A 22,842-nucleotide genomic window follows, 5' to 3' on the forward strand; every position below is an offset into this window, starting at 1 on the left:
ATTAGTAGGCATGCACATACGATCTGCTCCAGCACACGATCTGTCAACGTGTATTTTCCAGACCATGGCAGAGCACGGAAGAACGACGCAGCGAGGCGCTCGGCCCGAGCGCAAGGACCTGGCGGCGATGATGGTTCCGCTGGGCCGGGCCCTGATGGCCGCCGAACTTCCCGTACTCAAAAGCCACGGCCTGGCCATGTGGGCCTATTCCGTACTGCTCCACCTGGAGGACGAGCCGGTACGCACACAGTCCGCGCTGGCCCAGGCCATCGGCGCTGACAAGACCCGCATCATCGGTGTGCTCGACGACTTGGAGCAGCGCGGCCTGATCCTGCGCCGCCCCGACCCGGCCGACCGCCGAGCCCGGCTGCTCTCCCTCACGGCCGAGGGCCGTCGCCTGCGCGACACCGTCCAATCGGCGATCCAGCACCGTGAGGAGCAGCTCCTGGCCCGCCTCCCGGCAGCGGACCGCCGGGGTTTCCTCAACGCCCTGCGCACCCTGTCCGCGCTGCCGCCGGAGGAGATCTCCGGGCAGGGCTAGGAACCGGGGCGGCAGGCGACAGCGGCAAGGCCAGGTAGGTGGAGGAGTGGCCGTCCCGCTCCAACAGTCAAGAGCAAGCGCCTCTCCGAGTACCGTGCCGTCCAAGTCGACCGGCAGGTCGACGAGGACGATCGGCTCCTCCCCCGCGATGCCGGCCCAAGCCAGACCGAGATGGAGTCCAAGGCCCTCGATGGCCGACCACAGTTCGAAGGGCCACGTCGCCTCCCCCCGACCCACACCATCAACGGCCTGCCGTCGGCAGCCCAGCTGACGGAGCGTTCGAGGCCGCGATTGCGCGCCGGGCTGGCAGTGCCGACCAGGCCCTCTCCGCGACAGTCGCAGAACGCCGAACCAGCCTTCGAAACGGGCCAGGATCTTGCGGCCAGCGATCATGGATGCGCAAAGCACCGGCCGTGCAGGCAGGCATGGTTCCGCGCTGGGCGTCCTTCACCGGAGGCGCGTGGTCTCGTCGCCGAGGTGGGTGATGCGCGGGTGGTGGCATACGAGCCGGTTGGGGGTCAATGGCTGCCCCCGCCCCCCTTCCCTGCCGACAGGCGTGCGACGGTCAGACCCATGGGACCGCACCCGACGACGGTGACGTCGCCGGTGCCCATCAGGTGCTCTTCTGTGGTGGCTGTCCGGTTCATGGTGCCTGTTCTGCGGGTCGGCTCCTGGGCCCGCAGCGCGGGAGTCGGAACGCCCAGATCGCGGGGCGCCGGTCCGGGTTCGCGGGGTGTCGGTCCGCGGTCCTCGCGAGGCGTCCGGCCGCCGACGGCCCTGGCGAGGAGCGCGCCGAGGACGGCGGGAAGGGCGAAGAGAATGAAGTTCCAGCGGGGTGCCAGGTCGGCCGCGAGGAGCCAGCCGCCGAGCGTGGGCCCGACGATCGCGCCGATGCGGCCCACTCCGAGCACGACGCCCACCGCGCTGGCCCGCACTGTCACCGGATAGGTGCGGGAGATGTACACGTTGAGCAGCCCCTGGACCCCGACAGCGCCGCAGCCACCGAGGATCACGACGCCGTAGAGCACCGGCAGCGGCAGTTGGGCGCTCATGCAGACGATCGCGGCGGCTCCGAGGGCGAAAGCGGCGGTCACCGCTCCCTTCGATCCGGCGCGGTCGGCCAGCAGCGCCATGGCGAGTCCACCGACGGTGGCGCCGAGATTCAGGAGGATGAGGAAGGTCTGCGAGGATCGCAACGGATAGTCCACAGTCCTCATCAGCTCCGGCAGCCAGGTGTTCATGCCGAAGATGAGCAGGAACGAAAGGGCCGCCAAGGCACAGAACAGCAGGGTCGTGGTGACGTAGGGCGGCTTCAGCACCAGTCGTACACCGCGGCTACCGGGGGCCAGGGTCGGCGTGGTCACCGCCTGCTGGTATTCCGTGGACTCAGGCAGCCTGGCGTAGGCCATGGGCAGCACGAGCAGACCGGCGAAGCCGCCGACCAGATACTCCACATGAAAACTGTGGCCGCTCAACAACGTGTTGGCGACGAGGGCCGCGAACGCGCCACCGATGGGCGTCCCGCACTGCACGATCCCCGAGTACAGATTCTTCCTTCTGGCAGGGGCGAGTTCGAAGATCAGCGGGGCCATAGCCGGGTAGATCGCACCGGCACCGAGCCCGACGACGAAGCGGCCCGCACCGAACAGGGACGGCAGGGGTGCCGCGGCACAGGCGAACATCCCGGCGCTGACGAGCGCGGCACTGACCAGGGTCGTCCGGCGACGACCGAACCGGTCGGTGAACTGGCCCACCAGCAGGGAGCCGATGAGCATACCGATGGGCGTGAGGCTGCCCAGCAGGCCGACCAGGGCGACGGTCAGGCCCCAGGGCCGGTAGTCGAGCAGGAGGGGTGTGGTCGCGCCGAAGGCAACGAGGTCGAAGCCCTCCAGTGTCATCACCGCCAGGCCGATGACGAGTGCGGAAGCGGTCGGCGTGGACAGGCTCCGGGGCGGTCTCCCGCCCGTGCGGGGAAACGCGGGTGTACTCAATGATCCGATTCCGTTCTCACCGCGTCTGGTCCGGTCGCGCCGCTGAACACGGGCACGCGCGGACGGGCGGAGGTACGCCGGTGTGGACCGGCTGGGTGGACCGGCCCCCGGGAGGGGCTCGTTGGTGGGAGCCGGGCAGGGCGGGGCGTGCCTGGTGCGACGCGGGGGGGCTTTCGTTGCGGGTGGGGTCAGGTGCCGGAGAAGCGGGCGCCGACCACCAACGCGGCCAGGTCTTCGGGGCGGGCGCATGGCGGCGGAGGCGACAGGCCTCTCCCGCGTAGCACCGGGGCCCGTGCGCGATCCGCTGCCTCGGCCCCCACGGCCCCTCCTCGCCAGGATCCTCAGGAGCGCGGGCAGCGCGGAGACCGTGACCTCAAGCGAGCCCCGTATCCGTGCCCGGCGGATACGTCCTGCCCGCCTTCGACCGACAGCGCGATGACGGTGATGCAGGATGCCGCCTCCGAGCAGAGCCGGACGGGAGCGGCTGCGGCCTCCTGCGGGCCGGCCATCCGGCCGAGCGGCGTGATCGCCTCCTGCACGACGATCAGGTCGGTAAGGGCCGCCACCCGCCTCAACTCGGGGTACGGGTCGGGGCGGCGTTGCCCCAAAGCCGGGCCGACGCGTAGTCGACCGCGGCGACCTTGTGCGGGTGCCGCGAGTGCCAGCGGTCGACGAGTTCGCGCAGGGCAGGCGCGGCGAACCCCTTCGCTGGAGCCTCGGAGTCGGCCACGGCGAGCCGCACGATCGCGGTCGCGATCAGCGCGGGAATGGCCTCCTCCCCGGGGACGTGACCGTGGCGGCGGGCTACGCCCGACTCCACGAAACCGGTGTCGAGCCTGGATGATTCGATGTTCCCGAGGTCTTGGCGGAGCTCCATGTCGGGTGGAGGCCGATCGATGGCAACGGTCATCAGGTACTGGCTCATGTGGCAAGTTTCGCGACCGCAGGCCACAACTGTCCAAGATCAGTGGGGAATTCAGCGATAACCTGCAGGCATGGTTGAACTGGAGACCCGCGAGCTCGAGTACTTCGTCGCAGTCGCCGACGAGCTGCACTTCGGCCGAGCCGCCGCCCGGCTCTCGATCGCCCAACCGGCGCTGTCGAAGGCGATCCGGCGGATCGAGAACCGGCTCGGCGTCCCGCTCTTCCTTCGCTCCAGTCGGCATGTCGAACTCACGCCCGCCGGGGCAGCGTTGCAGGAGCAAGGACGCCACGCGCTCAACGCGGTCGCCGCCGCCGTCCGCAGTGCCCAGCGTGCCGTCGACACGCAGGCCCACTTGCGGCTCGTCCTCAAGCCCGGCGGCGACGCCGGCCTGCTCTCCGGAATCCTGGCCGAGTACGCACACCAGCCCGATGCCCGCCGGGTCGACATCCTCTTCAGCGGCCCTGCCGACCGCACCGCCTTCCTGCTCGACGGCCGGGCCGATGTCGGCCTGCTCTACGTACCGTTCGACGATCTCGACGGCCTGGACCACGAGACGCTCCACGCCGAGGAGCGGGTGGCCATCGTCCCCACCGCACACCGTCTGGCCGGGCTGGCTTCGGTGCGGATGGCCGATCTGGAGGGCGAGACACTGCCGCGCTGGAAAGGCGTGCCCGGGGGCGACGGCACCGGTCCGGAGGTCGCCGACGTGATCCAGCTGCTCCAGATGATCAAAGTGGGCCGGATGATCGGGGTGCTCCCCCGGTCCCTGGTTGAGCCGCTCCCGCCCGGCCTGGTCGGTGTCCCGGTGTCCGATGCGCCACTCAGCCGCCTCGTACTCGCTTGGAATGAACAAGACCGCCGCCCGCTGCTCGCCTCGTTCGTGGCCGCGGCGCTGAGGGTTTCACCGAAGATGGCCGACGCTGTGGGGGTCGACGCGTCAGGGATGTCCTTGGCCTCGAGCCGAGGGAACGCCTGAGGGAGCGGTAGCTGACGTGGTGACGTATCTGTGGTCCTTCCCCGCCGCAAAGGAGGCCGACTGGCTCACGCAGCGGCGGGCGTCCGCCTCCAAGGCATCGACGGCTGATGGCAGGGCCGAGCGCGGGGGACGGAATCGTGTGGGCCGCGGCCCCATCGCGGAAACGACTTTGCGCCAGTTCGGAGCCCACCCACGACGCACTGCCGACGCGCACCGTTGGACACCGCATGAAGACCTTCTCTCCGGCGCCACCCACCGAGGTGACCTGGCTGCAGGTTGCGTTGCGCAGCACATCCGACGCGCCGATCTACGACGCCCTCGTACGGCAGTGGCTCCAACAAGGCCGTGAAGTCCCACGCTCCGACGCGTCGGGCGGTTGGAGACCGCAGGTCGCCGATCTCTTCGAGAGGGCATGAACCCGAACCGGACCGGCCAGCGAACCAGCTCCATGGCGTGCTGGCCACACGACGCTTCCATCGCCGGACAGGGCCCGGAGTCACGTTTGCAGCACCCGGCCGTCCTGATGTTGCCGGAGGGGGCCTGCCGGGTCCGCCAAGAGCGGCGGACTACGGCTTTCAGGTCGCCGAGTAGCGGTGTGCCGACGGCGTCTCGTCGCTTTTCCTGCGCGTCGGACAGCAGACCGAGCAGGGGCTCACGAGACGCCCGCTCAATGCCTTGCATGTACAGACGTGGGCGGCCGGGAACTTGGCACGTACGAAGGGTCACGCACGTGCGGCCGGACCCATACCCGGCGCAGGCGGACCAGTTCGGTGGCCTCGTGCACTTCAACCACCGGTACCGGTATGCCAGCCTGTACAGAACGAACGACGCCAAGCAGATCGGTGACCCCACCGCCGGAGAGGGCGTGGTGGTGACCCTCCTCGTGTGCCAACACGGGCGGATTCACAGTCACTTGGATGACATACAGACGAACGACAGGGTACCCGCGCGGACGCCTTCAACCGCCTGGCACGGACAGCCGCATCCGGTAAACGCCCGGACGCCCCGACGGCCGTGCCACTCTTCACCAGCGCCAGCCCGCTCCCACTTGAACAGAGCTCACCAACTACCAGGACACGACTGGGTTCCAGGTTGTGGCGACCGATGCGCTGCCGTTGCGCAGGTCGCAGGCTGAAAGGCCCGTGATCAGGCAGCCTTCTGACTTTGGGGCGTCTTGCGCAACCTCACCCCGCCGACGATGAGCGCCGCCCCCACGGCGACCAGGCCGAGGTAGGCGGGAGACGGAAGGTCGATCAACTTGTGCATCCAGCCCCACTCCGTGCCGAACAAGGCCTGCGAAGCGCAGCTGACAAGCCCCTGGGCTCCTACGACGTAACCGATGCTTTCGGCGGTGTATCCGATGGTGATTCGCACGGACCAACTCTTTCGCAGCGGTGCCTCAAGATCCTCCTCCGCGGGGACGAAGACGCAGTAGTCCCAAGGATGCAGTCGCGGCCGCCCCCTCGTCTGGGCCGCCGTGGAAGGGATTTTCAGTGCGGGCCACTCAATCCGTGTCTGGACTACCTGGCTTCGGCGAGCGCGGCCGCGTAGCCGATGGCCGTGCAGGACAGGGTTGGGCGGATGGCCCCGCCTCTTCCCGCCTCTACCGGTCGAAAGGCTCCCTGCTCGCCACGGAATCGGCGCCGCCCGGCGACGACGCTGCCGAGGACGCAGTCCGCGGGGGCGCCCAAGGCTTGTGCCGGGCGGCCCGCTTGGAGGATGCCGCCCGGCACAACGCGCCCTGTAGAGGGCTTGGTCCTGGAGGTTGACGCCGAGGACACCCGCAGCCAGGTCCCCGACCTGCGGGCGGACCCGTCACCGGCGGGTACGGATGAGGCAGCCGGCCACAACCAAGTGGCTGTGATCTCCACCATCGCGACGTCAAAGGTGCTCCATCGCGACGCGTAAGGGCCCTCAGACAACGTCGAACTCGTTGCCCTCGGGATCCTGCATCGCGGTGGCGTAGAGCCCCGCGTCCGGCTCGTCCTTGATCTTCAGGTCGGTGGCACCGGCCTCGACCAGCCGTTCCACCGCGGCCCTCACCCGCCGTACTCGGACCTCCATCGGCGTGTCACGGCCACCGCCGACCTTCAGGTCGAAGTGCCACCGGTTCTTGGCGGCTTCGGCACCGGCACCTGCTGGAACCACACGCGCGGTCCACGTCCCTCGGGATCAATGATCGACTCCGCGATGTCGCCCGCCACAGCCGGCAACTCCTCCGCAGGCAGCCCCAGCGCCTCCCAGTAGGCACGCCACGTGGGGGTGCGCAGCACCTCGTGAACGGCGGAGCGCTGCGCGGCAGGCTGCTCAGTGCTCTGGTGGCCGCAACCGTCCCCGTGCTGGTGCTGCTCCGGCTGCGCGCCACCGGCTCTGCGGAGCATCTGCACGGCGGCGGCATTGCCCACTTCCCGGCCCGCTCTGAGGGCGTGCCATACGAGCCTGACCCCCGACCGTGTTCTCGCACGCGTACATGCGGCCCGCGGTTCGAGAACGTGAGGCCAAGCGGTCGCGGGCTCGGCAAAAGCAGCTTGCTGCGGACGAGGTCGCACACTTATCGTTGAGTAGTCATCGAAATATCAACGTGGCCTCAACGTGTGAAGGACCTCATGAACCGGTCGCAGAAGGCGGAAGACCTGGACCTCGCCCTGGGGCTGACCCGCGCCGCCGCAGGGCTGCGGCGGCGGCTCGATGTGCAGGGGCTCTCCTTCCGGGAGTTCGCCGTCCTGCATCACCTCGCTCGGGCCCCCGAGCAGCGGCTGCGCCGACTCGACCTCGTCGAGCTGCTCGGCATCACACCGTCCGGCGTGGCCCGGCTGCTCGCCCCGCTGGAGAAGCAGGGGTACGTCGATCGCTTCCCCGACCCGCGCGACGCCCGACGCGCCCTGGTCACCCTGACCGAGGCGGGAGCCACACAGGCCGAGGAGGCCACGGCCGTCGCCATCGACAAGGCCTCGGCACTGTTCGGACGAGCGCTCGGCCCCGCAGACCACAAAGCGTTCGCCACCCTGCTCCACCGACTCACGGAAGTGCTCTGACCCATGCCTCGCACGAACCGCCAGTGGATATTGGCCCGCCGCCCCCAGGGCGACCTCGACCCGTCCGGTCCCGACTGCTTCGAGCTGCGCACCACGAAAACGCCCCAACCCGGACCGGGCCAGGCCCTCGTCCGCGTCGACTGGCTGAGCATCGACCCCACTCAGCGGGGCTGGCTCAACGACAGCCCCAACTACCGCGAGCCCGTCGGACTCGGAGAGGTGATGCGGGGAGGCGGCGTCGGCGAAGTGGTCGCCTCGAACGCACCCGCGCTCCCCGTCGGCACACACGTCTACGGCGAACTCGGCTGGCAGGACTACGCCGTTGGCTCATCGCACGGCCTGTACGGCATCCACCCCGTACCGCCCGGCGTCGAACCACGCCACATGCTGGGACTCTTCGGTGCCACCGGACTGACCGCCTACTTCGGCATGACCGACGTGGGCCGGCCCCAAGCCGGCGAGACCGTCGTCGTCTCGGCAGCCGCGGGCGCCACCGGTGCGATCGCCGCCCAGATCGCAAAGGCACGCCGTGCACGCGTGATCGGAATCGCGGGCGGCGAACGCAAGTGCCGCTGGGCGGTCGAGACCGCGGGGTTGGACGCGTGCATCGATCACACCAGCGACGATGTCCCCGCCGAACTGGCCCGCCTCGCCCCCGAGGGCATCGACGTGTACTTCGACAACGTGGGCGGTGACCTCCTGGAGGCGGTCCTGGATCGCCTGGCCCTGCACGCCCGCATCGTGGTCTGCGGCGCCGTCGCCTCCGGCTACCGGGGTGAGGCACCCGCAACCGGCCCACGCAACTACCTCCAACTGGGCCTGCGCCGCGCCCGTATGGAGGGCTTCGTCTTCCTCGACCACGCCGACCGCTTCCCCGAGGCATTCCGCGCGCTCGCCGACTGGTCCGCGAAGGGCGACATCGTCGTGGAAGAGTCCGTCGCGGAAGACCTCACACAGGCGCCCGCCGCCCTCGCCGGGCTCTTCCGTGGCCACAACCTCGGGAAGCAGCTTGTCCGAGTCCGGGGGTGACGCGCCCATCGACTGCCGCCAGGGCGCACGCGAACGAGGCAGACCAGATTCCTCGAGACGGGTCCATGTCGGCAGAGACGGTCACCCTGACTCGGCGCCGGCTATTTCCTGTCCCGTCGCACCGGACCTTGTGCGCTCCCTGGGCTGGGCACGCCGGATCCAGGCCATGAGCACATTCACGCGACGGACGTCCTGGACCCCCTCGGGCGTGAGGCGGGACGCGCTGCCAGACGAAGATCCGGGGGAAGAACGGGACCTACGGGCCCCGTCCCGCAATCGTCTCCGGCCGCAGCGAACGGCTCAGTCGGTCCCGTCCGCTTCCAGGGGGCGGGGCAGGGCCGCGGGGGTGCGGCCGGGTTCGAGGAATACGGCGGGCGGCGCCTGGTCTGTCTGTCCCGGGGCCTGATGTGGACGGGTCGGGGTCGGCGACTCCACCGCGCTGAACAGAGCGGGACCGCTATCCGAGGTACGACGGGGTTCTATATTCACCACCCCAGTCTCCCCCACCGTTCCCTCCTCGAGTTTCACAGTGGCTGCCGAGTCGTTGCGCAGCCTCCGCCATCTCCTTCCCGACACCCTTGGTCGCCAGCAGGACCGTCGCCCGTCCTGCGTCCGCTCCGGCTTGCTGGAAGCCCCACTGCCACGCCGCCGGCGAGTGCCCGCAACCGACGCTTTCGCCGGGGTACTGCTCAAGCACTGCCGCCGCGGATACTGCTGTTGCTTCCTCACAGCAGCCCCTGATCACTGCGGGCCACCCGGTGCGGCGGCCGGTCGCGTCACCAGCCTGCAACCGTGCTGGCTTCGAAACTCCACCACCGCACCGTCATGCGAACGACAACTGCGATACTGCTGCCAGGCAGTTCGTCTCTTCCAGGCTCTGTCACCCTTCTCAGCGACGCCAGGAACCAAACCACGCCACCCCCCAATGTCTAATCTCGCCACAACAGATTTTGCTGCCCCTGCGAGAGGGATAATCGGCATCGAGCGATAACATGGGCGGCGCGCCAGGCGAACGTCGCTCTGGTGCCACGTCAGAGGCCTGACGGGCTGACATGCGTCACGGCATGCGTGCTCCGAACGGCTTGAGGTACGCGGTTGGCCGATCGAGATCGGCGACGGTTAGGGAGGGATTCGCATGGCAGCGGTGGCGGAACCGGAGCACCTGGACGGGGTGGCAGTCGGCAGCACGCAGTCCAGCGCTGCGGCGGCTGTGGCGGGTGAGCTGCCGTGGATCAAGGACGCCGGCACCGTGGCCCCCAGGGACGCCCGTGCCCTGTCGAAGGTGTTCTTCGACCAGCTCCAGGTTCTGGAAGAGGGAACTGCCGAGTACCAGTACGCGCGGAACACCCTGATCGAGATGAACCTGTCCCTGGTCCGCTTCGCAGCGAGCCGCTTCCGCAACCGCGGCGACGGCGACCTGGAGGACGTGATCCAGGTCGGCACAATCGGCCTGATCAAGGCGATCGACCGCTTCGACCTCTCCCGCGAGGTCGAGTTCACCTCCTTCGCCATCCCCTACATCGTCGGCGAGATCAAGCGCTTCTTCCGCGACACCACCTGGGCCGTACACGTCCCACGCCGCCTCCAGGAGCTGCGCACCGAGATCGCGAAGGCCAAGGACAACCTCCGTCTTCAGCTCGACCGGGACCCCACCGTCAAGGAGCTGGCCGCCCACCTCGAGCTGAACGAGGACGAGGTCATCGATGGGATCATCGCGTCCAACGGGTACACGGCCGGCTCCCTGGACATGTCCGCCGACGCGGAGGACGCCAGCCAGTCTCCCAGCACCAAGACGCGCAGCGTGGCTGATTTCATCGGCGAGGAAGACCCCGGCATGGAAAAGGTCGAAGACCTCCACGCCCTGGCCCCCCTCATGGAACAGCTCGACGAACGCGAACGCCGCATCGTCAGCATGCGCTTCGGACTCGAGATGACCCAGGCACAGATCGGCGTCGAACTCGGCATCTCCCAGATGCAGGTCTCCCGACTCCTGTCCAGAATCATCACCAAGCTCCGCGCAGGCCTGCTCGACGAGACCGCAGCCTAGACACCTGGCGCCCGCCCCGCCCGGTCAGGCACTGGGCGGCAGCACAGTTGGGCGTTCACACCCAGATCGTCGGGACCGGCGCGCGCACGAAGGGCTTCACCGTCCCGCACCACGTCGAGCGGCGGTCGAGCCGCGGGCGCAGACGACCAAGTCCCAGCCCGCAGGACTGTGCCAGTGGCCCCCCGCTCGTCCTCGGCGCTCACGCGTGCAGCGGCAGTGGCTGACCCGTATGAGCACACGGCTCGCCGGGCGTGGAGGCGGGGATGCGCATGCGGCGCAGGAGATCGCGTGGGGTGCGTGTGCGCGAGGTGTTCGTCCAGGTGATGCCAGGGTGGCGGGTGCGCAGGTGTGACAGGGCCCGGGTGCCCAGGCCGCTGCTGCGGAAGGGCTCATTGATGACGACGTCGGTGATGACCCCTTGGGCGCAATCAGCACACAACCGGTAGTGGACCTGGCCGACGACGTGGCGGACGTGGACAAGAAGCAGGCATTCCTCGCCTGGTCCGGACGCCTCTGGGATGTGCGTGGACAGGAAGTCGATGGCCCGGTACGCGAGGATCCTCCGTCGCATCCGACCGGTCAGCCGACCTGGACGCGCATGCTTGGCGCTGGCCTGCCCAGGCAGCGGCATGGCGGTCGCGGAGGGCTGACCGAACGGAGTGCTCGCGGGACGCGCATGTTGTCCGTGCATGAAGCCCGTCTGCCCAGACGTTCGAGCCCTACTCCCTCTGGGAGGCCTCCGGTGCCCGTTCTGCCGGAAACAGCTCGGCACCCTCGTGGAGAGGGCTGTAGGAAGCAGACCAGGACGAGGACATCCAGCTCTGCACCTCGATGCCGTACCCGGCGTATGGACGCGGAGAGGCTCGTCGGCGAGAAGCTGTCCCTTCAGCAGGCCGAGGACAGGGAGCGATACCCGCGGCACGATCCGCACGTACTGATGCCCCGGTTGGCTCGTTTTCTCGGCACCGCTCGCCGACCCGGGACAGCCCGGTCCAGCGGGCACGTGCGGGCCGTTCCGTCTCCTGGTACTCGCGTAGTAACGCTGCTGGTCCAGTAGCCCGAAGAGAGGTTACGAGGGCTCGTGCCGGGAGGGCCGCAGGGGTCGGGGCGCCTCGTCAAGGGCGATGGCGGCGGTGATGCGTTTGCCGACGGTTTCCTTCCTCGCTTCGAAACTCGCGGCGACCGTCAGGACGATTTCCAAACCATGCTGCCCCACCCGGCCGGCGTCCGCGGCACGGGCGATCGGCAGCACGGGGTCGGAGTCCCACACCGCGATCTCCACTGTCCCGCCCTCGATCTTCAGGTCGAGCAGAACCGGGCCCGGTGCGTATTTCAGCGCGTTGGTGACCAACTCGCTGACAACCAGACACGCGATGTCCTGTGCCCGCTGCGAGACGACGACGCCGTACTCGTCCCGCGCACGAACAAGGAAATCCGCAGCCAGATGGCGGGCTTGGGCAATACACGCGCTGTCCCCGTCCAGTGCCGCACCGACATGAAGCGGCCAGGCACCCGGCGCTTCCCCGCCTTCCTCCACCAGACCTCGCTCCTGCACGCTCGCCATTGCTCCCCCTTCGCAACACCTGGCGCGTACCCGCGCATTCGCGGAACACACCCGCTCCATCGATGCGTTCGCCCGCCGACGCGGCGGGTTGGACCCACCCCCGTAACGACGCTGCGGGCCTGGCTCTGAGTGTGCCAGGATCTGCCGTATGGATGAGTCAGGGACGAAGGGTATCGAAAGCGCCGGACAGCTGTCGGCCGTGGTCTCGGACACCGATGGCGTCCGAGTGGTGACGCTGACCGGAGAGATCGACCACGACACCGGCGGCGTCCTGAGCGGGGCCCTCGATCCCGCAGACGCGCACACCGTGCGCATGGTGGTCGATCTGCGTCAGGTCACCTTCATGGACTCCAGCGGCATCAACATCCTCATCGCCGCCCACAACAGCCTGACCCAAGCGGGCGGCTGGCTGCGCCTGGCCTCCCCGTCCGAGGGCGTGGCGCGCATCCTCCACATCGTCGGCGTCGACTCCCTCATCGACACCCACGAATCCCTTGAACAGGCCCTCCGCACCTGACACAACGCACTTCCGATCCACAGCCCCACGCCAGGTCCATGACGGCCGCCCAACCCCTGGGGCCCGGTGATCAGAGCGTTTCACTGCCGCCGCGTCGTCCGGTCGATGACGTCGCAGGTGGTGGCTCCAGGGCATAGACGGCCGCCCGCGCCCGGCCGTCGTGCCCGAACTCGTCACATCTGCCTTGTGGCCTGCGGCTTCAGGTGGGCGAAGGTCTCATCACTCACCCTCATCCGCTCTGCCGTGAGCCGGAAGATCGTCGAGGGATGCCACGCTCACCGGGGCGCGGGTGGGGCGGAGATCTCCGAGCGTGCCGGGCGGTCAGCTCGTATTCTGGCGGCCGCGCCAGTCGAGGCAGACGACCATGGCGTCGTCGTCGGCGTCGATGGGGCCGCGGTGACCGGCGAGTTCCTGCAGCACCGCGCGGGGAACCTGTGGGGCGGGCAGCAGGCGGGTGCTGGTCAGCGCACGCGTCAGGGCTTTCTCGCTGTAGCGCTCGCCCGCAGGGGAAGCGACGTCGTAGACGCCGTCACTGACGAAGACGAGACGGTCCCCGGGCTCCACGTGAAACGGCTCGGCTGTATAGGGCGTGTCCTCGAACATGCCGAGCGGAAGTTGCGCCTCCAGCTTGATCTGTTCGACGCGACCTTGCCTGAGGCGCCACATTTTCGGGGAACCGGCGTCGATGATCTCCGTGGCGCCGGTCTCGAGATCGAAGCGCAGGAGCAGGGTGGAGAGGTGGGCGCGCCCTTGGTAGTGGCCGTAGACGGCCTGGTCGGCCAGGCAGGCTTGGTCGGCCAGCGACAGGCCCGCCCGGCGGGCGTTCCTCAGTGCGTTGACGGCGAGGTTGGTGAGGAGCGCCGCTTCGATCCCCTCGCCCATGCCGTTGGTGACCACCAGGGTGAGGCGATCCGCCGAGGTCGACCAGTCGAAGTTGTCGCCGTGGATGGCGTAGGCGGGCTCGAGCTGGGCTCCGATGTCGTACTCCGGGCGGGAGCAGGACCGGCCCGGCAGCAGCTGCCACTGCATTTCGGCGGCCAGCGTCAGGCGGTTGGCCCGTCGGGCCTGAAGGTAGATGTCGGTGTCGCGCTCGCTGACGACGATTTCGTGCCCGAGGACGCCCGCGATGTCCCAGAGCTCCTGCTCTGTCTCAGCGTCGTAATGCTCCTGCGCCAGGCTGACGCTGAGGACACCGATGCGGTCTCCGCGGACGCTGATGGGCAGATGGCTGAGCAGTCGGCCCGTTCGGTTGTCCTTCTCGACGTAGGGCTGCTGGGCACCGAAGGCGCGGCCTGGCGAGCTGTGGTGGACAGGAATGGGTTCGACGGTGTAGGGGAGCTCACTGACAGGTTGCAGTATGGTCATCGCATAGTCGGCCATGAGCAGGTCAACGGAGATGGCCGCGTAGTGCGCCGCGAGAGCGTCCTGCACAGCTTCGAGCAGAGCGTGCGGGGCGGCCTTGCGCAGTGCGCGCTCCGCGGCCGTGAATCTGTCCACCGGTCAATTACCACCTATTCAGAAAGACGGGACGAAGAAGGAACGGGAGGGCATTATGTCTCGGCGACTGCCGCCGCGACTCAAAGCCGTCACTGTGGGGAGCGGCGACTTCGCGGGTGATGGCCGGGAGGCCGCCGCGGCCGCCGCTCGCGAGGCCATGGAGGTGCTGGAAGTGCTGTGGAGTCACGGGCGGGACTTGGCAGCCATCGCGCCGGTCTCGGCTTCGCAGCTGAGGGTTCTGTACATCCTCGCGGGTGACGACGGGATCAACCTGCGGACCCTCGGAGACGAACTGGGCTCCGCCCCTTCGTCTGTGAGCCGCATGTGCGATCGGCTTCACGCTCTGGGTTTCATCCAGCGGGCCCCGAGCTCTGCCAGCCGACGCGAAGTGGAGCTGCGGCTGTCGGACGAGGGCATCGCTTACCTCAGTGATCTGAGGGCGCGCCGCGAAGCCGCGTTGGCCGGGGTCGTATCGAGCATGACGCCACAGGAGCGCGAAGCCTTCGTGCAGGGGCTGGCCTGCTTCCGCTCAGCCATCCTGCGGGAAGCGGAGGAAGACGGCGCCCTGAACGCCGAGGCCTTGGGCACAGCGTGACGCCGCCTATTGGCCGAGGCACCAACGGGTTCACAGCCCTCAGTCCTCCACCAGGGCTTGATGCACACGGCAGGCCGTGAACCGGATCCGGGTTGGGACCTTCTGGCACTGCCGTCAAACGGCAAGTGTTTCTTCGTGACACCAATTCCTTGACTCCTTTCCCGCACATGGGACGACCGCACTCCCGACACCTCGGCCCGAACCGCGGGTCGCACGGCACCAGCTGTGGGGCTCGTACCCCGATGTGCGATCGCTTATCAACGGCGCCCCGGTGAGGGTGACCCACAGCCATCCGGATCCCGCCCGCGATCGCCGGGCCGAGCTGCCCGGGCAGGAACTGCGGCTGGCGCCAGGAAGACTCGAACGTTCGCTCACCGCCTCGCCCGGGGAGGTTACTGAACCTGCCGGTACGCGGGGCGATTTGCTCGGTCAGGAACTCCCACCCAAGCGCTGGGATCACATCGAGCAAGCAGGGCGTGCCTTGGGTGGCGACCTCTGTCTCGGGGATGTGCTCTCCGGGCATGCCCGGCAATCATTTGCGGGTCTCCACCTGGACGTCTTACAGAGGGCGACCGAGGCGACCCACACAGCGAAGTCGCCGAACCCGGGCCGACAGAGCGGCCACTTCCGAGCGGGTAAGTCGTGAGATGTGGCGGAAGTTGGGATGTTTCAAGGACGTTCTGCTCGCTTTGACCCATGACCGTCGTCACAGAAGGCGGGGGTTGCGGACGGGGTGTGGCAGCGAGACGGGGGCAGGGGTTCCATGGCGAGCGCACGCGTGCGTATATTTGCCATACGACAACAGTTTCACGTTTAGGGTGTCGCTGGTAGGAGCCCCGAAGGGCGCGAGGACGGCCCTGTCTCCACCCACGCACTGAACAGTACCGACGAAGGGGATCTGAGTGAGTAGCAGCGAGGCCGTGGTCCGGCAGCGCCTGGCGAAGGTGTTGCAGGAAAGCGCTGATGCGGTGGCCGACCGGTGGGTCGCGCTACAGCTGGCGCAGGCCGAGCTGAGAGAAGGAGTCAGCGAGCGCGAACTGCGGGAAGAGGCCGATGCTTTGGTGTCCGCCTTGGGCGGGGGCCTGGAGACCGAACTGCCTGCCAGTCAGGTGGTGAACGCTCATCAGGAGTTGCGCCAGGCCGTTATTGATCTCTCGCTGCGTCGGGCACGGGGCGGCGCAACGCCGACGGCGACGTCGCTGGCGGTCCTCGTCCTCAAAGAGGCCGTGCTGGAGGCGGTCCAGGCAACCACGCAGGACGGAGCCGAGCTGTTCTCAGCCGCCCTGCTGGTCAGCCGGCTGCTGGACGCGGCCGGAGCCTTGTCGTTCGAAACGTACGTCGAGGGCCGCGAAGAGATCATCCGACGGCAGAGCCGCCAGCTGCTCGAACTGTCGACGCCCGTGGTGCGGCTGTGGCGTCATGTGCTCGCGGTTCCCTTGATCAGCACTCTCGACACCGCCCGTACGCAGGTGGTGATGGAGAACCTGCTGCAGGCGATCCAGGAACATGAGGCGCAGGTCGCCATCATCGACATCACTGGGGTGCCCACGGTGGACACCGCGGTGGCCCAGCACTTGATGCAGACCGTCAACGCCGTGCGGCTCATGGGTGCTGACTGCGTCATCAGTGGCATCCGTCCGCCGATCGCTCAGACCATCGCCCAACTGGGCATCGACCTGTCGAAGATTCTCACGCGCGCCAGTCTGGCGGACGCCCTGTCCGAGGCCATCAAACTGACCGAAGACGTCGCCGTCGAGCCGCAGGCGCTGCGGTGAGGGAGCAGCCGAGCGGCGGGGTTCCGATTCTGCGACTGGGTGATGTCCTGATCACCGGGCTCCTCAATGAGCTGGACGACAAGACAGCGCTGGCGTTCACGGACGAGCTGACCGAGCGCATCGCGTCCGACCAGGCCCGCGGGGTCCTGATCGACATCTCGCGCCTGGAGATGGTCGACTCCTTCGTCGCGCGCATGCTGATGGAGATGACCTCCATGGCTCGGCTCCTGGGAGCACGGGTCATCGTCGCGGGCATGCGGCCGGCGGTGGCTATCACTCTGGTCGAACTGGGCCTGGAGCTCGAAGGTGTCGAAACAGCCCTCAATGCCGAACAGGGCATGGCCGTACTCGGCTGGCATCAGGGCTCGCGGCCGCCGGGAGGGAGGCGACATGACCCAACTCGCTGACCGTCACGCGGCCGCGGCCCCCGCCGCCAAGGAGCCGCTCACCGAGCAGCTGACCCTGCGCACGGACGAGGACCTTCTGACGGCTCGTCACGCCGTGCGTGCGGCCACGGTGAAGGCCGGCTTCGGCATCATCGACCAGACTCGGGTGGTGACCGCCGCCAGCGAACTGGCGCGCAACGCCTACGTTCACGGCGGAGGCGGAACGCTCACCATCGACTACCCCCGTCGCGGCACCAGGACGGGACTGCGGCTGACGATAAGCGACCGCGGACCCGGCATCCCCGATGTGGAGGCCGCACTGGCCGACGGGTTCACCACCGGTGCCGGCCTGGGACACGGACTCGGCGGAGCACGCCGGCTCATGGACGACTTCGAGGTGCACACCACGGTCGGAGAAGGCACGACCGTGATCGCCACTCGATGGACCGGACCGTGCCGCTGAACACCCTGACCACAGCGCATGTACGCATCGACCACTACAGCGCTGTCCATCTCGCCGCTGAGGCCGCCCGAGCGCTCGGCGAGCGGTGCGGGCTGCCCGGCGCACTGCCCGACCGGGCGGCTGTAGTCGCCTCGGAGCTGGCGAGCAATATCAACAAGCACGCGACCAACGGCGCCCTGTACCTTCAGCCGCTCCCCCTGGGAGGCGGCCTGGAGATCCTCGCCGCCGACCGCGGGCCCGGCATGCCGGAACTGGAACGCTGCCTGAGAGACGGCTACACCACCGTCGGCACCCTCGGCGCCGGCCTGGGAGCCGTCAGCCGCATAGCCACGAACTTCACCGTCCGCACCGAAGTCGGCACCGGCACCCTGGCATGCGCCCGCATCACCCTGCCCGACCGGCCGGACCAGGCCGACCAGACGGCTGCGCTGGTCTGCCTGCCCGCCGACCGCGAACACCACTGCGGGGACGCCGGAACCATCGTCCGCACCGGCGACGCACACACCGCCATCGTCGTCGACGGGCTGGGACACGGCGCCGACGCGGCGGAAGCCGCCCACATCGCGCTGCGGTCCTTTCACAGCGCCGCCGAGCACCCCCTGCCCGACATCCTGGCCGCCCTGCACCGCGCGCTGCGCCACACGCGTGGTGCGGCCGTGGCGGTGCTGCGCCTCCACGCGGAACGGGCCGAATACTGCGGGATCGGCAATGTTCGAGCCGTGGCGCTGGCCCCTGACGGCATCCACCACCGTCTGACCGGTCAGCCCGGCGTCGTGGGGTGGCGCATGCCCACCCCCAGAACACATCCCATCCCGCTGCCGGCCGGAAGCACGGCCGTCCTGCACACCGACGGCATCGATGCCCGATGGACGCTCGACGCCTCGCTGTTCACGCTGCGCCTTCCCCCGCCGCTGCTCATCGCCTCGGTGACCCACCATTACCGCCGCACCCGTGACGACGCGACGGCTCTCGCGTTCAGGCCCCCCAAGAGGCATTCATGAACGGCACCTTCTACGCACTGCCTTCCTTGCGCAGGGCAGTGCGTCGCATGGCCCACCAGTACGAACTGCCGCCAGAGCTCCGTGCACGTCTGGTCCTGTCCGTGACGGACCTGGCGGCACGCCAGTTCGCCGCGAACCGCCCCGTCACCCTCGCCATCGACGTCGCAGCAGACCCGGCGGACAGCGCTTCCGTCATGGAAGTCACCCTGTGTGCGCAAGAGGCCTGGGGCCCCCTCGGCCTCACTCAACTGCCCCTGCCCGCAGCCCCGATGACGTCCGCCACCTCGGTGGCCTGGCGCATCCCCCTGCCCGACGACAACCCCGCGCCCCAGCGCCTCAGCCTCCGCCCGGCCAACGCGCTGCCCAGCGAGGCGGACGCGGTGGACCAGGAGCTGCGCGCCGCCCTCGCCCACGCCGACACCTTGATGGCCGAGCACCGCCGGATCAAACACGAGCTGGCCGAGACCAACGGCGGCGTCCTCGCCCTGTACGTACAGCTCGAAGAGCGCGACGAACAGCTGCGCCAGGCGCACGGAACGATGCTCCAGGAACTCGAAGCCGCGCTGCGGCCGCCTCCCTTGGAGGTCAAAGGACTGGAACTCGGCGTCCACTACGCGCCCGCCGACCCGCACGCCCCCACCGGCGGCGATCTCTACGACTGGTTCCTCCTGCCCGACGGCACCCTCCACATCACCGTCGTCGACGCGCTGGGCCACGGTGTGCGCAGCACGCGAGCCGCCCTGGACGTCACTCACTGCGTCCGCACACTCGCCCTGGAGGGGCATCCCCTCCAGGGCATCCTCGCGCGGGCCCACGAACTGCTCATGCCGCTCAACCCGGGGTTGATGGCGACCGTCCTGCTCGCCCGGCTCGACCCCGCCACCGGCTCGCTGCAACTGGCCAACGGCAGCCACCCGCCGGCGCTCATGCTGCGGGCAGACGGCACCGCGGACTACCTCGAAACCTCAGGCCGGGGGATCGGCTACCCGCTGCCCGGCAGTGACGGGCTCCTGCACACGCAGCTCGGGCCGGGCGACCTTCTCATCCTCTACACCGACGGGCTCACGGAGAGCCGCAGAGACCCACTGGAGGGCGAGGCCAGGCTCATTCAAGCGGCACGGCGGCACGCCGCGAAACCACTGGCCGACATCCCCGCGGCGATCGCCACCGACATGCACACCATCGTCCTGCATCCCGACGACACCCTCGCGCTCGCCCTCCGTACCGCCCCGACTCTCGGCTAGCACAGCCGCCACCGCTACGGAGGGGGGACCTCCCCCGCGACCGCGGTCAAGGGGCGCGGTCGGCGTCCTGGACCTGGCTGCCTTCGCGACCGCTCTGAGCCACGAAGTACTCGCCATCACATGCAGCCTCGGCACGCGCCGCCCCTCCTCCCGGCTACCAGCCACATCCGGAGATCCGAGCAGGCACCGCCCGGCAGGCCCCCGCCCTGCCAGCTGGGCCAGGGCTCACGCGCATCTCCCCGCCCCCACCAAGGGACCGTCAGGGATACCGGCCAGAACCGCCCTTCCCCTGGCCCTCCTTCACGGCGGCGGCGAATGCCCACAGGCCCGCCAGCAGTGCCTCACGCTGCGCGGCAGGCACCTCCTGAAGGACCCGCCGCATGGCCAGGGAGCGCTGCTCGGAGATGGACGCCCACAGCTGCTGGCCGTGCAGGGTCAGCGACAGCCCCACTTCGCGTCGGTTGGCCGGAGCGCGCTCGCGCCGAAGGAGCCCCGCCGCCTCCAGTCGGTCACAAAGTCTGCTGGCCGTAGGGGCCGTGGCGCCGACCAGATCAGCCAAGCTCGTGAGGTTGAGGCCCGGAGCCTGGGAGACGATCTTCAGGGCCTCGACCTGCATGCCGGAGAGACGGGGCACCACGTTCTGCACTGCCTTATTCCAGGTGGTTACCAAGGCATCTGCGGCTTCAGCCACCTGCCGGGCAGAGCAGTCCAGGGGATCGTCTGAGGATCCCGCGCGGTTCACGTGGCCGTCACTCCCGTTGATGCAGACATACGACCCCATCCAGGAGGCGTTCGCTCACGTGCAACCGTGCCCGAACGGCTACCAGTCATGTGCCCTGTCTGGGGAAAGTATCCCAACCCCGTAATATTTTCTGGGAGTAGGCCGTGAGGCTCCGGAGGTCGCCGCACGCCAACGGATGATGCGCCGGGCACCCGCACGTCTCCGCAGTACGACCGACATAGTCTAATTCCGGCCGCCGCAGAAGCGCCCGCGTCATGCGATGGGCGGGGGCTTCACCCGCAGCATGGGAGCCGTGCATGACCGTTCCCCCGGCGCGGAACGGCGGAACCGTCACCAGAGAGGTGAAGGCCGAGGCTGGTGAGATCCAGCGGCGGCCGGTCTTGAGCTCGCCGTCGAGTACGCGGCCGGGCGGCGGACCCCCACCTCGCCAAGATCATCGCGACCCGGGGCAGCAGCTTCAGAGCGGACATCTGCAAGGTGAAGCCGTGCCCGCGTACCGTCCTCAGTCGGCTTTGGGCCTGCATTGACGGGAGGTGCGCGGGTTGCGTGAGAGAAGAGCGATTGGTTGACCGAGCACCCAGTACTGACAGCGCGACTCTGCGGATGGCACAGTAGGGCAATGCGCCCAAGCCCTGCCAGTCGATCGCCGGAAGCTGCAGATGTCGCCGTCGAGGTGACGGGGCTGCTCGGCGTTTTGCAGGAACGAGCTCGCGGCGCGGCACCGGCGAGCCCGGTATCGGCATCGCAGATGCGGGCGCTGCTGGCGATCGGTCGCCTGGAGGGCGGCAACTTGCGGGCTCTGGGCGAGGCGCTGCGCTCAAGCCCGCCGGCAACGAGCCGTCTGTGCGATCGGTTGGAGGCGGCCGGTTTGGTGGAGCGCCGCCTCAGCCCCACCAGTCGGCGGGAGCTGGAGTTGTATTTGAGCCGCCAGGGCCGGGCTCTGCTGGAGGAGTCAAGGCTTCGGGAGCTGGATGAGCTTCGGCCCGTCCTGACGACGATGTCCCCGGACGAGGTGGCCCACCTCGTCAAGGGACTGGCCGCTTTTCGACGGGCGGCTGCCGCGGTCGTGGACAGTGGCGCTGCCGGGGCGGGCCAGTCCGGCCGGGACGGGACAGCGGAGGAGACCCACTTGAGGATCGCGCGCCCTGCCTGAAGGATGCACGGCTCGTTCCGTGAACGCTCCCAGCCAGGGCGAGGCGCCCTCCACCGGCGGTCATGGGCCCATCTGCCAGGTCTCTGGCTTCTCCGTCAGCGGTCGAGCTCCCCAGGACTGACCGTCGCGGCCGCCCACGGCCCGTCGAGCCCGGCGGCGGCCAGGGCGGCGAACATGGGGAAGGAACGCTCCAGGTCGAGAATCCTCAGCAGGCGCAGGACCACCCAGGATGGCGCGGCGAGGCGCAGCCGCGTCCCGAGGCCGCTCCGGGCACGCAAGAGCGTGTTGACGAGCGCCGCGTCAGCGAACTGAACGGCCGACAGATCCAGGACGACCAGCGGCTCGGCCGGGTCGCGTTCCGCGGCAGCCAAAGCGTGCCGCAGCGGGCCGAGCGTCTCCAGGTCCACCTCCCCGGACAGGGCAAGGATCAGAAAGCCGGAGGATGAGCGTGTGACGCGGAGGGCGGGCTGAGCAAAGCGGGTATCCACGGCGGGCCCCTTTGAGGTGGCAGCGAAACGCCGGCCAGGGTCGATGGGGCAAAGGCTCTTGCGTGGCCACCGCAGAGGTCGACAGGTACAGAGCGACGCCTCAGGGTATTCCTGATAGTTGCCCATAGGCAACACTTGCTTTCAGGAAATGATGGGCGCCTATCCGCGAGCCGCGCATCACGTCCGCGGCCAGACCCATTTGCGGCGCGCTGCCCCCGGCGATCCCGGATCAGACCGATCATCCCGAGCTGAACCACGTCCTTCATCTCGTCAGCCACCTGCCGGAGACGGCGGGCGGCGATACGCACCAGCGACATGTACGTCCCGACCAGCGTGTTCCGCGTCTACCGATGGTCGGCTGCGCCCTCCGCGGGACGGTGCGGCTCGTCCATTCCCGAAAAGATCGGGGTGCCGCCCCCCGAGACTCAAACACGGAACGTGTTTATCCAACCGCTGTGCGGTTACGAGCTGTAGTGACAGGCCGTCAGCACTCGACGGAAGGCGGAAACATGACCCTCGTTATGGTGCTCATCCTCGTCTCAGCTCTCGTGCCCTTGCTGCTGCTCGCGTTCGCCCCGTCAAAGCCCGCCAGGCGCAACCCTGTGCCCCGCCCCCGAGTCGGCTTCCGCCGGGCAGCTCTGCGGGTCCCTCACCAGCGGACTCACCGGCGCCACAGCCGCTACTGAGTGTGCGGGCAGGACGCCGGAGTTCACACGCTCCCTCACCAGTGGCCGTCGCTTCCGGACCGGGCCAGGGCCGGCCCGCAATATGGCGATGTGGCGGGGGGGGGGGGGGGGGGGGGGGGGGGGGGGGGGGGGGGGGGGGGGGGGGGGGGGGGGGGGGGGGGGGGGGGGGGGGGGGGGGGGGGGGGAG

At 68.9% G+C, this 22,842-nt stretch carries 22 protein-coding genes and 2 pseudogenes; 13 read left to right on the forward strand and 11 right to left on the reverse strand.

Annotated elements, in window-relative coordinates:
• The first annotated feature begins 64 nt into the window (after positions 1–64).
• Complete coding sequence (locus AC07F3_RS34260; RefSeq protein ID WP_479118487.1) at positions 65–541, forward strand: MarR family winged helix-turn-helix transcriptional regulator; 477 nt, start codon at positions 65–67, stop codon at positions 539–541.
• A 518-nt stretch (positions 542–1,059) separates the two neighbouring features.
• Here the strand turns inward: AC07F3_RS34260 and AC07F3_RS34265 are convergent.
• From AC07F3_RS34265 to AC07F3_RS34275, 3 genes are all read right to left on the reverse strand, one after another.
• A complete protein-coding gene (locus AC07F3_RS34265; RefSeq protein ID WP_479118488.1) occupies positions 1,060–2,439 on the reverse strand; it encodes an MFS transporter in 1,380 nt (459 codons plus the stop codon).
• Between the two features lie 434 nt (positions 2,440–2,873).
• A complete protein-coding gene (locus tag AC07F3_RS34270; protein WP_479118489.1) occupies positions 2,874–3,098 on the reverse strand; it encodes a hypothetical protein in 225 nt (74 codons plus the stop codon).
• 5 nt (positions 3,099–3,103) lie between these two features.
• Positions 3,104–3,457 (reverse strand): hypothetical protein, encoded by a 354-nt coding sequence (locus tag AC07F3_RS34275; RefSeq protein WP_479118491.1) that lies wholly within the window; start codon positions 3,455–3,457, stop codon positions 3,104–3,106.
• Between the two features lie 70 nt (positions 3,458–3,527).
• Between AC07F3_RS34275 and AC07F3_RS34280 the strand changes: the two genes are divergently transcribed.
• Complete coding sequence (locus tag AC07F3_RS34280; RefSeq protein WP_479118493.1) at positions 3,528–4,433, forward strand: LysR family transcriptional regulator; 906 nt, start codon at positions 3,528–3,530, stop codon at positions 4,431–4,433.
• Positions 4,434–5,579: 1,146 nt separating this feature from the next.
• Here the strand turns inward: AC07F3_RS34280 and AC07F3_RS34285 are convergent.
• Entirely contained in the window at positions 5,580–5,807 is a 228-nt protein-coding gene (locus tag AC07F3_RS34285) for a hypothetical protein (protein WP_479118494.1), read from the reverse strand.
• 540 nt (positions 5,808–6,347) lie between these two features.
• Positions 6,348–6,814: pseudogene (locus tag AC07F3_RS34290) on the reverse strand (VOC family protein).
• 225 nt (positions 6,815–7,039) lie between these two features.
• Here AC07F3_RS34290 and AC07F3_RS34295 point away from each other — a divergent pair.
• The 3 genes from AC07F3_RS34295 to AC07F3_RS34305 all read left to right on the forward strand — a co-directional run bounded on the left by AC07F3_RS34295 (position 7,040) and on the right by AC07F3_RS34305 (position 10,544).
• A complete protein-coding gene (locus AC07F3_RS34295; RefSeq protein WP_479118496.1) occupies positions 7,040–7,468 on the forward strand; it encodes a MarR family winged helix-turn-helix transcriptional regulator in 429 nt (142 codons plus the stop codon).
• 3 nt (positions 7,469–7,471) lie between these two features.
• Positions 7,472–8,497, forward strand: a complete 1,026-nt coding sequence (locus AC07F3_RS34300; RefSeq protein WP_479118498.1) for an NADP-dependent oxidoreductase — start codon at positions 7,472–7,474, stop codon at positions 8,495–8,497.
• Between the two features lie 1,135 nt (positions 8,498–9,632).
• Positions 9,633–10,544 carry a SigB/SigF/SigG family RNA polymerase sigma factor gene (locus AC07F3_RS34305; RefSeq protein WP_479118499.1) on the forward strand — a complete coding sequence of 304 codons (912 nt, stop codon included), beginning with the start codon at positions 9,633–9,635 and terminating at the stop codon, positions 10,542–10,544.
• Positions 10,545–10,743: 199 nt separating this feature from the next.
• Here AC07F3_RS34305 and AC07F3_RS34310 read toward each other — a convergent pair whose 3' ends face one another.
• Entirely contained in the window at positions 10,744–11,115 is a 372-nt protein-coding gene (locus AC07F3_RS34310; protein ID WP_479118500.1) for a hypothetical protein, read from the reverse strand.
• A gap of 498 nt (positions 11,116–11,613) precedes the next feature.
• On the reverse strand, positions 11,614–12,108 hold the full coding sequence (locus tag AC07F3_RS34315; protein WP_479118501.1) for an ATP-binding protein: 495 nt from the start codon (positions 12,106–12,108) through the stop codon (positions 11,614–11,616).
• Between the two features lie 148 nt (positions 12,109–12,256).
• Between AC07F3_RS34315 and AC07F3_RS34320 the strand changes: the two genes are divergently transcribed.
• Positions 12,257–12,625, forward strand: coding sequence for an STAS domain-containing protein (locus tag AC07F3_RS34320; protein WP_479118502.1), 369 nt, complete (start codon positions 12,257–12,259; stop codon positions 12,623–12,625).
• Positions 12,626–12,946: 321 nt separating this feature from the next.
• Here AC07F3_RS34320 and AC07F3_RS34325 read toward each other — a convergent pair whose 3' ends face one another.
• Positions 12,947–14,122, reverse strand: coding sequence for a PP2C family protein-serine/threonine phosphatase (locus tag AC07F3_RS34325; protein ID WP_479118504.1), 1,176 nt, complete (start codon positions 14,120–14,122; stop codon positions 12,947–12,949).
• Here AC07F3_RS34325 and AC07F3_RS34330 point away from each other — a divergent pair.
• The 6 genes from AC07F3_RS34330 (at position 14,109) to AC07F3_RS34355 (ending at position 19,586) form a co-directional block, all read left to right on the forward strand.
• Positions 14,109–14,717, forward strand: coding sequence for a MarR family winged helix-turn-helix transcriptional regulator (locus tag AC07F3_RS34330; protein ID WP_479118506.1), 609 nt, complete (start codon positions 14,109–14,111; stop codon positions 14,715–14,717). The two genes, AC07F3_RS34325 and AC07F3_RS34330, sit on opposite strands and share 14 nt — an antisense overlap.
• Before the next feature lie 902 nt (positions 14,718–15,619).
• Complete coding sequence (locus tag AC07F3_RS34335; RefSeq protein WP_479118508.1) at positions 15,620–16,492, forward strand: STAS domain-containing protein; 873 nt, start codon at positions 15,620–15,622, stop codon at positions 16,490–16,492.
• On the forward strand, positions 16,489–16,899 hold the full coding sequence (locus AC07F3_RS34340) for an STAS domain-containing protein (RefSeq protein WP_479118510.1): 411 nt from the start codon (positions 16,489–16,491) through the stop codon (positions 16,897–16,899). Before AC07F3_RS34335 ends, AC07F3_RS34340 begins: the two co-directional genes overlap by 4 nt.
• A complete protein-coding gene (locus AC07F3_RS34345) occupies positions 16,883–17,341 on the forward strand; it encodes an anti-sigma regulatory factor (protein ID WP_479118511.1) in 459 nt (152 codons plus the stop codon). Before AC07F3_RS34340 ends, AC07F3_RS34345 begins: the two co-directional genes overlap by 17 nt.
• Positions 17,332–18,342: a SpoIIE family protein phosphatase gene (locus AC07F3_RS34350; protein WP_479118512.1), complete on the forward strand. Its 1,011-nt coding sequence runs from the start codon at positions 17,332–17,334 to the stop codon at positions 18,340–18,342. Before AC07F3_RS34345 ends, AC07F3_RS34350 begins: the two co-directional genes overlap by 10 nt.
• A complete protein-coding gene (locus AC07F3_RS34355) occupies positions 18,339–19,586 on the forward strand; it encodes a PP2C family protein-serine/threonine phosphatase (RefSeq protein WP_479118514.1) in 1,248 nt (415 codons plus the stop codon). The genes AC07F3_RS34350 and AC07F3_RS34355 overlap by 4 nt, the downstream gene beginning before the upstream one ends.
• A 259-nt stretch (positions 19,587–19,845) precedes the next feature.
• Here the strand turns inward: AC07F3_RS34355 and AC07F3_RS34360 are convergent, their stop codons facing one another.
• Entirely contained in the window at positions 19,846–20,232 is a 387-nt protein-coding gene (locus AC07F3_RS34360) for a MarR family winged helix-turn-helix transcriptional regulator (RefSeq protein ID WP_479118516.1), read from the reverse strand.
• Positions 20,233–20,947: 715 nt separating this feature from the next.
• Between AC07F3_RS34360 and AC07F3_RS34365 the strand changes: the two genes are divergently transcribed.
• The gene (locus AC07F3_RS34365) at positions 20,948–21,481 is read left to right on the forward strand and encodes a MarR family winged helix-turn-helix transcriptional regulator (RefSeq protein ID WP_479118517.1); all 534 of its coding nucleotides are present in this window, start codon (positions 20,948–20,950) and stop codon (positions 21,479–21,481) included.
• Between the two features lie 95 nt (positions 21,482–21,576).
• Here the strand turns inward: AC07F3_RS34365 and AC07F3_RS34370 are convergent, their stop codons facing one another.
• Both AC07F3_RS34370 and AC07F3_RS34375 read right to left on the reverse strand, forming a co-directional pair.
• A complete protein-coding gene (locus AC07F3_RS34370) occupies positions 21,577–21,969 on the reverse strand; it encodes an STAS domain-containing protein (RefSeq protein WP_479118518.1) in 393 nt (130 codons plus the stop codon).
• Positions 21,970–22,193: 224 nt separating this feature from the next.
• Positions 22,194–22,310, reverse strand: a pseudogene (locus AC07F3_RS34375) (RNA polymerase sigma factor SigF); the annotation flags it as partial.
• Positions 22,311–22,842: the final 532 nt, after the last annotated feature.

The organism is Streptomyces sp. NPDC045846, assembly GCF_056431605.1.